A 12,594-nucleotide genomic window follows, 5' to 3' on the forward strand; every position below is an offset into this window, starting at 1 on the left:
GATCCGCGCCACCCGTACGGCCGCGCTGACCGTCGTCGGCACGCGGGGTCACGGCGGGTTCGCCGGGCTGCTCGTGGGCTCGGTCAGCCTGCGGGTCGCCTCGCGTTGCTCCGGGCCGCTGCTGACCGTGGGCGAGAGCCGGGAGGGCGAGCGGCCCGCGCACGGCACCGTCCTCGTCGGGCTGCACACCGAGGCGGACGAGGCGGCGCTCCGCTTCGGATTCGAGGAGGCGGCCCGCCGCGGCGCGGCCCTCCGCGTGCTGCACGTCTGGTCCCAGCCGCGGATGCCCGGCAGGCTCAAGCTGCCGCCGAAGGAGGCCGAGGCGGCGCGGGCGGCCGCGGCGGAGCTGGTACGGGAGATGGTCGCGCCGCTCAGCAAGGAGCACCCCGAGGTGCGGGTCAGCGCGGACGAGCAGGGCGGCAGCGCGGCGGCCACCCTGGTCGAGGCGAGCCGGGCCGCCGATGTCACCGTGCTGGCCGTGCACCGCCGCCAGGAGCCCCGCGTCGGCCTTCATCTGGGACCCGTCGCCCATGCGGCACTGCACCACGCCTACTGTCCCGTCCTGCTCGTTCCCTCCCCGGCGGCCCGGAAGGCGGGCAGGTCATGACGGACACCCCCGGTCCAGCCGACGCGGCTTCCGAGGCCGACACCGACGCCTACGACGTCATCGTGCTCGGGGCCGGCCCGGTCGGGGAGAACCTCGCCGAGCGCGTGCACGCGGCCGGCCTCAGCGCCGTCATCGTCGAAAGCGAACTGGTCGGCGGTGAATGCTCGTACTGGGCGTGCATGCCCAGCAAGGCGCTGCTGCGCCCGGTCGCCGCGCTCGCCGATGCCCGCCGCGTAGCGGGTGCGGCGCAGGCCGTCACCGGGGGACTGGACGCGGCGGCGGTGCTGAAGCGGCGGGACGGCTTCACCTCGCACTGGCAGGACGACGGTCAGGTCAGCTGGCTGGATTCGGCCGGTATCGACCTCGTACGGGGGCACGGCCGCCTGGACGGCGCACGCCGGGTGGCCGTCGCGACCCGGGGCGGCGGGACCAGGGCGCTGACCGCGCGGCACGCCGTCGCGGTCTGTACGGGCAGCCGCGCCGCCCTGCCCGTCCTGCCCGGCACCGATGAGGCACGGCCCTGGACCAGCCGCGAGGCGACGTCGGCCAAGGAGGTGCCGGCCCGGCTGGCGGTCGTCGGCGGGGGAGTGGTCGGCGTCGAGATGGCCACGGCGTGGCGCGCGCTGGGTGCCGAGGTGACCCTGCTCGTGCGCGGCGACCGGTTGCTGGCGGGGATGGAACCCTTCGCCGGTGAGCTGGTCGCCCGCACTCTCACCGAGGCCGGGGCCACGGTGCGTACGGGCATCTCGGTGGACGGGATGGACCGGCCGTCCCCGGACCGGCCGGTCACCCTGTCGCTCGACGACGGCGGACTGCTGGAGGCGGACGAGGTGCTCTTCGCCACGGGCCGCGCCCCGCGCACCGATGACCTGGGCCTGGAGACGGTCGGCTGCGAGCCGGGCGGCTGGCTGTCGGTGGACGACAGCTGCCGGGTGGACGGCGTGCGCGGCGGCTGGCTGTACGCGGTGGGCGACGCCAACGGGCGCGCCCTCCTCACCCACCAGGGCAAGTACCAGGCCCGTATCGCGGGCGCGGCCATCGCCGCGCGCGCCGCGGGAGTGCCCCTGCTGGAGACCGACCGCTGGGGCGCGCACGCGGCCACCGCCGACCACGACGCCGTGACGCAGGTGGTCTTCACCGACCCCGAGATCGCCTCCGTCGGCCTCACCGCGGCCGCGGCCGAGCACCGCGGACTGCGGGTGCGCGCCGTCGACCTGGACCTGGGCGACGTCGCCGGGGCGGCCCTGTACGCCGACGGCTACCGCGGTCGCGCCCGGATGGTCCTCGACCTCGACCGGCAGATCGTCGTGGGTGCCACCTTCGCCGGCGCCGGCGTCAGCGAACTCCTGCACTCGGCGAGTGTGGCCGTCGCCGGCGAGGTCCCGCTGGAGCGCCTGTGGCACGCCGTCCCCGCCTACCCGACCATGAGCGAGGCCTGGCTGCGGCTGCTGGAGACCGCCCGTGATCAGGACGGTTAGCGCGTGTTTCCCGGAGAACCGCCCTACGGCAGGCCCGGGAGCCACCGTCCGAGCGCGGGCGGAAAGTTCGCCGGCCCGCGTCGCCGCGCCGCGCACCACACGGACGGCCCAGGTCATCGCCCCTCGTGGGCCGTCCGCCCTACGGCGCCGGACGTCACAGGGGCCGACTCTGCCGTCTTGCGCGACAGCCGTCCCGGCCGCACTCTCGAACTTCTCAGGGCTCACCGGCCCGTCCCGTACCGCGACCGGAGGCGTGGAGTGTCATGGAAGCCGTGCTGAACGAGGACGAGGCAGCCGCCTACGTCGGCGGGATCTGTTTCAAGACCGGCCCGCCGAGCCGGGTGGGGGTGGAGCTGGAATGGCTCATCCGTGACCGCGCCGCCCCGGCCCGCGCCGTGCCGCCCGACCGGCTCGACCAGGCCCTCGCCCCGCTCTGGACCCGCGGCCTGCCCGGTGGCAGCAGGCTCACCCGGGAGCCGGGCGGACAGCTGGAGGTCAGCTCACCTCCCGGCGACTCCCTCGCCGAGTGCGTCGCCACCACCGCCGCCGATCTGAACGTGCTGCGGAGGAACGTGGGACAGTCCGGCGCCCGGCTGTACGGGCGCGGCCTCGACCCGTATCTCAGTCCCCCGCGCGTGCTGGAGGACCCCCGCTACCGCGCCATGGAGGCGCACTTCGACCGTTCCGGCCCGTGGGGCCGGATGATGATGCGGGCCACGGCCGCCGTCCAGGTCAGCCTGGACGCCGGTGACGACTCCGGAGGCCCGACCGGCTACCGCTACCGCTGGCGGCTCGCCCACCGGCTCGGCCCGGTCCTGGTGGCCGCCTTCGCCAACTCCCCGCTCTGGCGCTCCCGTCCCACCGGCTGGGTCTCGACCCGGCAGAGCGTCTGGGCCCGTGCCGACCCCGGCCGCACCAGCCCTCCACGGACCCACCGGGACCCGCGCGAGAGCTGGGCGCGCTACGCGCTCGACGCCGAACTGCTCTGTCTGCGGCGCGAACCGCCCGCCGAGTGGACGGCACCGCCCCGGCTCTCCTTCCGCGCCTGGCTGCGCGGCGGGCACCCCGAACGGCCGCCGACCCGGGACGACCTGGACTACCACCTCGGCACCCTGTTCCCGCCGGTGCGTCCGCGCGGCTGGCTGGAGCTTCGGATGATCGACGCACAGTGCGACGACGGCTGGATCGCCGCCACCGCGGTGGCCGCCACTCTGCTGGACGACCCGTCGGCGGCAGAGGCCGCCTGGGCTGCCACCGAACCGCTGGCGGGGGACGCGGAGTTGTGGCAGCGCGCCGCCCGGGACGGCCCCGCCGACCCCCTGCTGGGCCGGGCGGTACGCGACTGTGTCGCCGCCGCCGAGTCCGCGCTGTCCCGCAGCGACCCCGCCGGTACGTCGCACAAGGCCGTCCTCGACTTCGCCGAGCGCTACTCCGAGCGTGGACGCTGCCCCGCGCACGACCAGTTGGACGCGCTGCGCCGCTGAGAGCGCCGGCGCGCGCCGTCCCGTCGTGCCCATCGAGAAGGGAGACCTCTGATGTCCGACCACACCCCCGCGCGGGTCACCACGCGCACGCTCCGGGAACAGGAGCAGGGCCGTGAGCGTGCGTACGCCGCGCTGGAGCGGGCCCGGCGCCGCACCCTGGCGCTCACCGACTGTCTTGACGAGGCCGGGCTGACGGCGCAGCACTCCCGGCTGATGTCGCCGCTCGCCTGGGACCTGGCGCACATCGGCAACCAGGAGGACCTCTGGCTGCTGCGCGAAGCGGGCGGCCGGCCCGGGGTGCGACCCGAACTCGACGCCGTCTACGACGCGTTCCGCACCCCGCGCGCCGACCGGCCCGCCCTGCCGATGCTGCCGCCCGACGCGGCCCGCGCCTATGTGGCCGAGGTGCGGGAGCAGGCGATGGAGGTGCTGGCCGCCGCGCCGGAGGACGCCGGCCCGCTCTTCGAGGGTGACTTCGTCTTCGGGATGGTCGCCCAGCACGAGCAGCAGCACGACGAGACCATGCTCGCCACGCACCAGCTGCGCCGGGGACCCGCCGTCCTGGACGCCCCCGACCCGCCCGCCCCCAGGTCGCGGGGTACGGAGGAGGCGGGCGGCGAAGTGCCCGTACCGGCCGGCCCGTTCATCATGGGCACGTCCACCGACCCCTGGGCGCTGGACAACGAACGCCCCGCGCACACCGTCGACGTCCCCGCCTTCGAGCTGGACGTCACCCCGGTGACCAACGGCGCCTACCAGCGGTTCATCGAGGACGGCGGCTACCAGGAGGAGCGTTGGTGGCATCCGGAGGGCTGGGCGTACGTACAGCAGGCGGAGCTGAGCGCACCCCTGTTCTGGCGCCGGGAGGGAGGCAACTGGCTGCGGCGCCGTTTCGGGTACACCGAACGGGTGCCGCCCGGTGAGCCGGTGCTGCACGTGTCCTGGTACGAGGCCGACGCGTACGCCCGCTGGGCCGGGCGGCGGCTGCCGACGGAGGCGGAGTGGGAGAAGGCCGCACGGTACGACCCGGCCACCGGCCGCTCCCGCCGCTATCCGTGGGGCGAGGCCGAACCGGAGGCGGGGCACGCCAACCTCGGGCAGCGTCATCTGCGTCCGGCCCCCGCGGGCGCCTACCCGGCCGGGGCCGCGCCGTGCGGCGCACGGCAGCTGATGGGCGACGTATGGGAGTGGACGTCCACGGACTTCACCGGCTACCCCGGCTTCACCGCCTTCCCCTACCGCGAATACTCCGAGGTCTTCTTCGGGCCCGGCCACAAGGTGCTGCGCGGCGGCTCCTTCGGCACCGACCCGGTCGCCTGCCGGGCCACCTTCCGGAACTGGGACCTCCCGGTCCGCCGGCAGATCTTCGCGGGTTTCCGCACGGCCCGTTCCACCGGGGGAGACGCCGGGGGTGCGCACTGATGTGCCGTCACCTCGCCTATCTCGGTCCGCCGCTCCCGCTCGCGGATCTGATCACCCGGCCCGCGAGCGGACTGTACGAACAGTCCTGGGCGCCGCGCCGGCAGCGCTACGGCACCGTCAACGCCGATGGTTTCGGGCTCGGTTGGTATCCGCCGACGGACTCGGGCGCCGAGCAGGCGCCGGCCCGCTACCGCCGGGCGGTGCCCATCTGGGCCGACCCGAATCTCCCCGACCTGACCCGCGCCATCCACAGCACGGGCGTATTGGCGGCGGTGCGGGACGCCACCGAGGGCACCGCGCAGGACGAGACCGCGGCGGCCCCGTACGCGGACGGCCGCTGGCTGTTCAGCCACAACGGCGCCGTGCCGGACTGGCAGCGCCTCCCCGACGATCTCGGTGTGCCGATGGCCGCCACGGACCTGCTCGGCCTGGAGGCCCGCTGCGACTCCGCGCTGCTCTGGGCGCTGCTCGCGCGGTGGCTGCGCGCGGGGAAGCCGCCCGAGGTCGCGCTGGCCGCGCTGGCGAGCCGTACCGGTGGGATACGTCCCGGCGCCCGGCTCAACTTCCTGCTCACCGACGGCCGCACCGTCTTCGCGACCCGCTGCGGCGACACGCTCTGGTACCGCTCCGGGGCGCAGAGCGTACGGGTCGCCTCGGAGCCCGACGCCGGCCCGGACGGCTCCGGCGATGGCTCCGGTGACGGCGACGGCGACGGCGAGAGTGCGGCCGCCGCCGGCTGGCAGGAAGTCCCCGACGACTCGCTCCTCGTGGCCACCGCCACGACCGTACGCACCGTCCCGCTGGTCCCCGCCACCGAGCCCACCCAGGCCACCGAGAGGATCCCCATCACATGACGGACCGTTTCGACCTCACCCGCCGTCTGCCCGACGGATACTTCGCCGACGCCCTCAGCACGGACGTGCTCAAGGGACTGACGGGCAGACCCAAGTCCCTGCCGCCCAAATGGTTCTACGACGCCCGCGGAAGCGAACTCTTCGAAGAGATCACCCGGTTGCCCGAGTACTACCCGACCCGCGCCGAGCACGAGATCCTGGGTGAGCGCGGCGACGCGATCGCCGCCGCCACCGGCGCCCGTACCCTCATCGAGCTCGGCTCCGGCTCCTCCCGCAAGACGCGGCTGCTGCTGGACGCCCTGCTGCGGCACGGCACGCTGGAGCGGTACGCGGCGCTCGACGTCAGCGCCGACGCGCTGCGCGAGGCGGGGGAGGCGCTCATCCGTGACTACCCCGCGCTGAAGGTGACGGCGTGTGTCACCGATCTGGAGACCGACCTGGGCATGCCGCCCGCCGTGCGGGGACCCCGCCTGGTGGCCTTCCTCGGCGGCACACTCGGAAACCTCGACAGTGCCGCGCGGCCCGCGTTCTACGCCGCCCTGCGCCCGGAACTGGCCGTCGGCGACGCCCTGTTGATGGGGATCGACCTGGTCAAGGACCCGGCGGTGCTGGTACCGGCGTACGACGACGCGCAGGGCGTCACCGCCGCCTTCAACAAGAACGTCCTGCTGGTGCTCAACCGCGAACTCGGTGCCGCCTTCGATCCCGGCGCCTTCGAGCACCGCGCCGTGTGGAACGAGCGGGAGGAGCGCATCGAGATGCGGCTGCGCTCCCGCCACGCGCAGACGGTGGCGCTGCCCGAGCTCGGGGTGAGCGCCGAATTCGAGGCGGACGAGGAGGTGCTCACGGAGATCGCCGTGAAGTTCCGCCGCGCGTCGCTCACCGCCGAACTCGCCCGCGGCGGCTTCGGCGTCAGCCACTGGTGGACCGACGCGGAGGGGCGCTTCGCGCTGATCCTCGCCGAACCCGTCTGAGCCGCCCGCCCGGCCGGTCCTCCGCTCAGCCGGTGATGCTCCAGGAGAGGGTCTGGTCGGCGGCGGCGACGGCCGCGAGGACCACCAGGTCGGCCGCGCCCAGCGTCACGCCGAGCGCGGCGCGGGCGCGGCGGGTCGTGCCGCGCAGCAGGGCGAGGCCGCCGAGCACCAGGACGCAGGGGCCCCGGAGCAGGTTGAAGACCAGCAGTGACTGGAACGACCGGAACGGCCAACGGCCCGGCCCGGCACGTCAGTCGGCGACGCGCTTGGCCCTGCTGGGCTGTACGCGCTTCGGCTCGCCCTTCACCTTCGGGTGCTCCGGGGGATAGGGCAGGTCACCCAGGCCGTGCTCCCGCTCGTCCCGGCCGGCCAGCTCCAGCGCGGCGTCGAGACGGCAGACGTGCTGGTCCATGCCGGCGTGCACATCGCCCACTTCGGCGTAGCGCACCGGCATCGTCGCCAGATCGAAGTCCTCCGGCCGCGCGCTCTCCAGCTCCTCCCAGCGCAGTGGCGCGGAGACGGTGGCCCGCGGGTTCGGGCGGACCGAATAGGCGCTGGCGATGGTGCGGTCCCGCGCGGTCTGGTTGTAGTCGACGAAGATCCGGCTGCCGCGCTCCTCCTTCCACCAGGCGGTGGTGATGCGTTCGGGGTCGCGGCGCTCCAACTCCCTGCCGACCGCGATGGCCGCGCGCCGCACCTGGGCGAACGTCCACTCGGGTGCGATCGGCACGAAGACGTGCAGCCCCCGACCGCCCGAGGTCTTGGGCCAGCCGTACAGCCCCAGCTCCTCCAGGACCGGGCGCAGTTGCTGCGCCGCCCGGACCGCGTCGTCGTAGCCGGTGCCCGGCTGCGGGTCAAGGTCGATGCGCAGCTCGTCCGGGTGCTCGGTGTCGGCCCGGCGCACCGGCCAGGGATGGAACGTCAGACAGCCCAGGTTCGCCGCCCACAGCACGGCGGCCGCGCCGGTGGGGCAGATCTCATCCGCGTGCCGCCCGCTGGGGAAACCGATCCGGGCCGTGGGAATCCACTCGGGGAGGTTCTTCGGCGCCCGCTTCTGGAAGAAGGACTCGCCGCCCACCCCTTCCGGGTACCGCTCCAGCGTCGTGGGGCGATCCCACAGAGCACGTGCGATGCCCTCGCCCACGGTCAGGTAGTACCGGGCGACGTCCAGCTTGGTGAATCCGCGCTCCGGGAAGTACACCTTCGCCGGACTGGACAGCCGTACCCGCTGGCCGCCGACGGTCAGTTCCACTGACTCTCCCATGCCGCCACGCTACGGGGCGGTGCCGTGACCCGCCTCCCGGCGGGAGCGGGAATTCCCGGCGGAATCCGGCAGGCGGCCGGGCCCCTACCGGCCCACAATGAGGGACATGGACCTGCCGGTGATGCCGCCCGTGAAACCCATGCTCGCCAAGCCCGCGGCGAAGATTCCGGCCGGGATGCAGTACGAGGCCAAGTGGGACGGGTTCCGGGCCATCGTCTTCCGGGACGGCGACGAGATCGAGATCGGCAGCCGTACCGGCAAGTCACTCAAGCGCTACTTCCCCGAACTGGTCACGGCGCTGCGCGCGAACCTGCCCCCGCGCTGCGTACTGGACGGCGAGATCGTCGTCACCCAGGAGGGCCGGCTCAGCTTCGACTCCCTGCAACTGCGCATCCACCCGGCCGACTCGCGGGTGCGGCTGCTCGCCGAGGAGATCCCGGCGAGCTTCGTCGGCTTCGACATCCTGGCGTTGGCGGACGACTCGCTGATGTCCACCCCGCTCGGCGAGCGCCGGGAGATCCTCGTCCGCGCGCTGCGGGACGCGGCGGACCCGGTCTTCGTCGCGCCCGCGACGCAGGAGATCGAGCTGGCGCGGCAGTGGTTCTCGCAGTTCGAGGGCGCCGGCCTGGACGGGGTGGTGGCAAAGCGGCTCACCCTGCCCTACCGGCCGGACGAGCGGCTGATGGTGAAGATCAAGCATGAGCGCACCGCCGACTGCGTGCTGGCGGGACTGCGCCCGCACAAGAGCGGCGAGGGCGTCGGCTCGCTGCTCCTGGGCCTCTACGACGACTCCGGCACCCTCCAGCATGTCGGCGTCAGCGCCTCCTTCACGATGAGCCGCCGCCGGGAACTGATGGCCGAACTGGAGCCGTTGACGATGGATTCGGCCGCGGACCACCCCTGGGCGGCGTGGCAGCGTGAGGAGGCCCACGCGGAGAGCCGGATGCCGGGCGCACCGAGCCGGTGGACCGGGAAGAAGGACCTGTCGTGGGTGCCACTGCGGCCGGAGCGGGTGTGCGAGGTGGCCTACGACCATATGGAGGGCGACCGCTTCCGGCACACGACCCACTTCCGCCGGTGGCGGCCGGACCGCGACCCACGCGGGTGCACCTACGCCCAGCTGGAGGAGCCCGTCAGCTACGACCTGAACGGGATGCTGACCGCCCCGCCGGCGCCCTGACGCCTCCGCTCCAGCGACCGCTCCAGCCACCGATCCGGAAGGACACCCCATGGGACACCGGATGTGCCGCAGACACCACGGAAGCAGAGGCGTCAGGCAGGACGTCGGGCTGCTCGCCCTCCGCCTCGGCACCGGCGGCGTGCTGATCGCGCACGGCACGCAGAAGCTGTTCGGCTGGTTCGGCGGTCCCGGGCTGGAGGGGGCCGGACAGTTCATGGAGCAGATCGGTTTCCGGCCGGGACTGCGCAACGCGCTCGCCTCCGGGCTCGGCGAGGCGGGCGGGGGCGCACTGCTCGCCCTGGGGCTCGCCACCCCGGCCGCGGGCGCGGCCGTGGCGGCGGCGATGGCGGGAGCCGCGTCCCTGCACGTCCCGGCCGGGTTCTTCAACGAGCAGGGGGGACTTGAGTACCCGGCTCACCTGGGCTTCGCCGGATCGGCGCTCGCCGTGGCCGGTCCCGGCCGCTTCTCCCTCGACCACCTGCTCGGCCACCGGACCGATCAGCCCTGGATGCTGGCGGTCACCTTCACCGCCGCCGCCGCGGCGGCGAGTGCCGTCATCGTGCGGCGGGTGCGCGGTCAGCGGGAGGGCGACTCGGCGGACTCCTCCGTCGCTTCGGCTGCGGACTGACGGACCTCGTCCATGTCCAGTCCGCGGGCCTGGCCGATGACGTCGTCCAGGGCGGACTCGGGCAGTGCGCCGGGCTGGGCGAAGACCACGATCCGGTCCCGGATGATCATCAGGGTCGGGATCGACTGGATCTCGAAGGCTCCGGCCAGCTCCTGCTGTGCCTCGGTGTCCACCTTGGCGAAGGTCAGGTCGGGATTGCGCTCGGCAGCCGCCTCGAAGACCGGCGCGAACTGCCGGCAGGGACCGCACCAGCTCGCCCAGAAGTCGATCAGTACGAAGCCGTCGTCCGAGACGACCTCGTCGAAGTTGTCCTTGGTGAGCTCGGTGGTGCTCATCTGCTCTCCTGCTGTTTGAGGGCTGTCGCATGACCGCGTGAGCGGCCTTTGCCGCGCCCCGGCGGGGCTACGCCGGGACCCCGTGGCGCGTTCCCGGCGCCCCCCGGGGGTTAAACCGCTCGCGCGGCATGGATCCGTACCGATCCGGAGATCCCAGGTCAGGCGCGAGCGGATGGCGCGGGGTGCCGGTGCCCGGTGCGATTCACCGGGTTCCAGCTGTGCGCATTCTCTTGACCGAGGGCAGACAATCACTAAGGTCTAGACTAATGGCGAGCGTGGAACGGGTCCCCCAGCTCGCAGCCGTCGGCACGTCACGGGACGGCTGGTCCTCGCCGGCTGGCGGAGCGCGTCTTCACGTTGGCCCCCGCTCAGCGACGCCGCCCCCCACCTGACCGGCGGCCACACCGTGAAGGAGTTGGCATGGAGTTCAAGAGAAGGCTGGCCGCGAGTATCGGGGCGGGGATCGCGCCGCTGCTCGTCCTGACCCTGCCTGCCGGCCAGGCAAGTGCCCACGGCTACGTCAACTCCCCGCCGAGCAGGCAGGCGCAGTGCGCCGCCGGCACGGTCGAATGCGGCCCCATCAAGTGGGAGCCACAGAGCGTCGAAGGTCCCAAGGGGCTGACCAGCTGCAGTGGCGGCAATCAGCAGTTCGCCGAGCTCGACGACAACAGCAAGGGCTGGACGGTCACGCCCGTCGGCAGTTCGCAGAGCTTCCAGTGGCGGCTGACCGCACGGCACCGGACCAGCACCTGGCAGTACTTCATCGGCGGATCGAAGATCGCGGAGTTCGACGACGGCGGCGCGCAGCCCGGTGAGACGGTCACGCACCAGGTCGGCTTCGGGGGCCGCAGCGGCCAGCAGAAGGTGCTCGCCGTGTGGAACATCGCGGACACCCCGAACGCCTTCTACGCCTGCGTGGACGTGAACATCCGCTGACCGCCGCCTCCTCCCCCCACCGGAGGGCACCTCCCCTCATCAGTCACAGCGCCGCCGGGACCTCGGCCCGGCGGCGCTGTCGTGTCCGCCCCCGCGGCGCCCGCGCGCACTATGGAATCGCGTGCGTGGGAGACTGTTGGCACCAGGTAGTTGAATCGTGAACTGGTGAGAGGGTGAGAACGGTGCAGTTCGGGATCTTCACCGTGGGGGACGTCACGAGGGACCCCACCACGGGCAGGACGCCGACCGAGCACGAGCGGATCATGTCGATGGTCGCCATCGCGGACAAGGCCGAGGAGGTCGGACTCGACGTCTTCGCCACCGGCGAACACCACAACCCGCCCTTCGTGCCCTCGTCGCCCACGACCATGCTCGGCCACATCGCCGCGCGCACCCAGCGCCTCATCCTCTCCACCTCCACGACGCTGATCACCACGAACGACCCGGTCAAGATCGCCGAGGACTTCGCGATGCTCCAGCACCTGGCCGAGGGCCGGGTCGATGTGATGATGGGCCGCGGCAACACCGCGCCGGTCTACCCCTGGTTCGGCCAGGACATCCGGCAGGGCATCCCGCTGGCCATCGAGAACTACGCGCTGCTGCACGAGCTGTGGCGCGAGGAGGCGGTGGACTGGGAGGGCCGCTTCCGTACGCCGCTGCGGGGCTTCACCGCCACACCGCGCCCGCTGGACGGGGTGCCGCCATTCGTCTGGCACGGCTCGATCCGCAGCCCGGAGATCGCCGAGCAGGCCGCCTACTACGGTGACGGCTTCTTCGCGAACAACATCTTCTGGCCCCGCGACCACTTCATCCGGCTGGTCGGGCTCTACCGCGAACGTTTCGCGTACCACGGCCACGGCACCGCGGAGCAGGCCGTCGTCGGACTCGGGGGCCAGGTCTTCATGCGCCGCAACTCCCAGGACGCCGTACGCGAGTTCAGGCCCTACTTCGACAACGCGCCCGTCTACGGGCACGGCCCGTCGCTGGAGGAGTTCACCGAGCAGACCCCGCTGACGGTGGGCAGTCCGCAGGAGGTCATCGACAAGACCCTCACCTTCCGCGAGTCCTTCGGGGACTACCAGCGGCAGTTGTTCCTGATGGACCACGCGGGGCTGCCGCTGAAGACCGTGCTGGAGCAGCTGGACATGCTGGGGGAGGAGGTCGTTCCCGTACTGCGCAAGGAGTTCGCGGCGGGCCGTCCCGCCGAGGTCCCCGACGGTCCCACCCACGCCGCCCGGCGCGCGGGCTGACCGGATCGCGGGCGTTCTCCTCCGGCGGATTGTGACGCGCGCATTGTGGCCGACGCCCCGCGCTGGCATTCTCTCCTCGACCTTACTGGGAAGTAGCCTTGTCGAGGAGCACCCGTGAGAGACACCCCCCACACCTCTCCGTCCGCACCCCCACCCCCACCCCCGCACGGCACCCGCCGCAC

At 73.1% G+C, this 12,594-nt stretch carries 13 protein-coding genes; 10 read left to right on the plus strand and 3 right to left on the minus strand.

All coding sequences use genetic code 11. The annotated features are described in order from the left end of the window. From ACRDP3_RS21690 to egtD, 6 genes are all read left to right on the plus strand, one after another. Window positions 1-607 (plus strand): universal stress protein (locus ACRDP3_RS21690; protein ID WP_431518654.1); only part of this gene is annotated, 607 nt, incomplete at its 5' end. Then, window positions 604-2,085 (plus strand): dihydrolipoyl dehydrogenase family protein, encoded by a 1,482-nt coding sequence (locus tag ACRDP3_RS21695; protein WP_431518655.1) that lies wholly within the window; start codon window positions 604-606, stop codon window positions 2,083-2,085. The genes ACRDP3_RS21690 and ACRDP3_RS21695, both read left to right, overlap by 4 nt. A 263-nt stretch (window positions 2,086-2,348) precedes the next feature. Further along, a complete protein-coding gene (gene egtA / locus ACRDP3_RS21700) occupies window positions 2,349-3,569 on the plus strand; it encodes an ergothioneine biosynthesis glutamate--cysteine ligase EgtA (protein WP_431518656.1) in 1,221 nt (406 codons plus the stop codon). Between the two features lie 51 nt (window positions 3,570-3,620). Then, on the plus strand, window positions 3,621-4,991 hold the full coding sequence (gene egtB, locus ACRDP3_RS21705) for an ergothioneine biosynthesis protein EgtB (RefSeq protein ID WP_431518657.1): 1,371 nt from the start codon (window positions 3,621-3,623) through the stop codon (window positions 4,989-4,991). Continuing rightward, entirely contained in the window at window positions 4,991-5,845 is an 855-nt protein-coding gene (gene egtC, locus ACRDP3_RS21710; protein ID WP_431518658.1) for an ergothioneine biosynthesis protein EgtC, read from the plus strand. The genes egtB and egtC overlap by 1 nt, the downstream gene beginning before the upstream one ends. Beyond that, on the plus strand, window positions 5,842-6,819 hold the full coding sequence (gene egtD / locus ACRDP3_RS21715; RefSeq protein WP_431518659.1) for an L-histidine N(alpha)-methyltransferase: 978 nt from the start codon (window positions 5,842-5,844) through the stop codon (window positions 6,817-6,819). The genes egtC and egtD overlap by 4 nt, the downstream gene beginning before the upstream one ends. A 25-nt stretch (window positions 6,820-6,844) precedes the next feature. Here egtD and ACRDP3_RS21720 read toward each other — a convergent pair whose 3' ends face one another. Then, entirely contained in the window at window positions 6,845-6,988 is a 144-nt protein-coding gene (locus ACRDP3_RS21720; RefSeq protein WP_431518660.1) for a hypothetical protein, read from the minus strand. A gap of 81 nt (window positions 6,989-7,069) precedes the next feature. After that, window positions 7,070-8,083: a non-homologous end-joining DNA ligase gene (gene ligD, locus ACRDP3_RS21725; protein ID WP_431518661.1), complete on the minus strand. Its 1,014-nt coding sequence runs from the start codon at window positions 8,081-8,083 to the stop codon at window positions 7,070-7,072. A 106-nt stretch (window positions 8,084-8,189) separates the two neighbouring features. Here ligD and ACRDP3_RS21730 point away from each other — a divergent pair, with 106 nt between their 5' ends. Further along, a complete protein-coding gene (locus ACRDP3_RS21730) occupies window positions 8,190-9,263 on the plus strand; it encodes an ATP-dependent DNA ligase (RefSeq protein WP_431518662.1) in 1,074 nt (357 codons plus the stop codon). Between the two features lie 49 nt (window positions 9,264-9,312). After that, complete coding sequence (locus ACRDP3_RS21735) at window positions 9,313-9,891, plus strand: DoxX family protein (RefSeq protein WP_431518663.1); 579 nt, start codon at window positions 9,313-9,315, stop codon at window positions 9,889-9,891. Here the strand turns inward: ACRDP3_RS21735 and trxA are convergent. Then, entirely contained in the window at window positions 9,840-10,226 is a 387-nt protein-coding gene (gene trxA / locus ACRDP3_RS21740; protein ID WP_431518664.1) for a thioredoxin, read from the minus strand. The genes ACRDP3_RS21735 and trxA overlap by 52 nt on opposite strands. A gap of 420 nt (window positions 10,227-10,646) precedes the next feature. Between trxA and ACRDP3_RS21745 the strand changes: the two genes are divergently transcribed. Continuing rightward, on the plus strand, window positions 10,647-11,162 hold the full coding sequence (locus tag ACRDP3_RS21745; protein ID WP_431518665.1) for a lytic polysaccharide monooxygenase auxiliary activity family 9 protein: 516 nt from the start codon (window positions 10,647-10,649) through the stop codon (window positions 11,160-11,162). 182 nt (window positions 11,163-11,344) lie between these two features. Next, window positions 11,345-12,412: an LLM class flavin-dependent oxidoreductase gene (locus tag ACRDP3_RS21750; RefSeq protein ID WP_431518666.1), complete on the plus strand. Its 1,068-nt coding sequence runs from the start codon at window positions 11,345-11,347 to the stop codon at window positions 12,410-12,412. The last annotated feature ends 182 nt before the right edge of the window (window positions 12,413-12,594 follow it).

It is taken from the genome of Streptomyces sp. (assembly GCF_050698815.1).
Classification (GTDB): Bacteria; Actinomycetota; Actinomycetes; order Streptomycetales; family Streptomycetaceae; genus Streptomyces.

Coding starts and splice junctions, on each gene's coding strand:
- ACRDP3_RS21695 (WP_431518655.1), top strand. CDS start 604: ATGACGGACACCCCCGGTCCAGCCGACGCGGCTTCCGAGGCCGACACC.
- egtA (WP_431518656.1), top strand. CDS start 2,349: ATGGAAGCCGTGCTGAACGAGGACGAGGCAGCCGCCTACGTCGGCGGG.
- egtB (WP_431518657.1), top strand. CDS start 3,621: ATGTCCGACCACACCCCCGCGCGGGTCACCACGCGCACGCTCCGGGAA.
- egtC (WP_431518658.1), top strand. CDS start 4,991: ATGTGCCGTCACCTCGCCTATCTCGGTCCGCCGCTCCCGCTCGCGGAT.
- egtD (WP_431518659.1), top strand. CDS start 5,842: ATGACGGACCGTTTCGACCTCACCCGCCGTCTGCCCGACGGATACTTC.
- ligD (WP_431518661.1), bottom strand. CDS start 8,083: ATGGGAGAGTCAGTGGAACTGACCGTCGGCGGCCAGCGGGTACGGCTG.
- ACRDP3_RS21730 (WP_431518662.1), top strand. CDS start 8,190: ATGGACCTGCCGGTGATGCCGCCCGTGAAACCCATGCTCGCCAAGCCC.
- ACRDP3_RS21735 (WP_431518663.1), top strand. CDS start 9,313: ATGGGACACCGGATGTGCCGCAGACACCACGGAAGCAGAGGCGTCAGG.
- trxA (WP_431518664.1), bottom strand. CDS start 10,226: ATGAGCACCACCGAGCTCACCAAGGACAACTTCGACGAGGTCGTCTCG.
- ACRDP3_RS21745 (WP_431518665.1), top strand. CDS start 10,647: ATGGAGTTCAAGAGAAGGCTGGCCGCGAGTATCGGGGCGGGGATCGCG.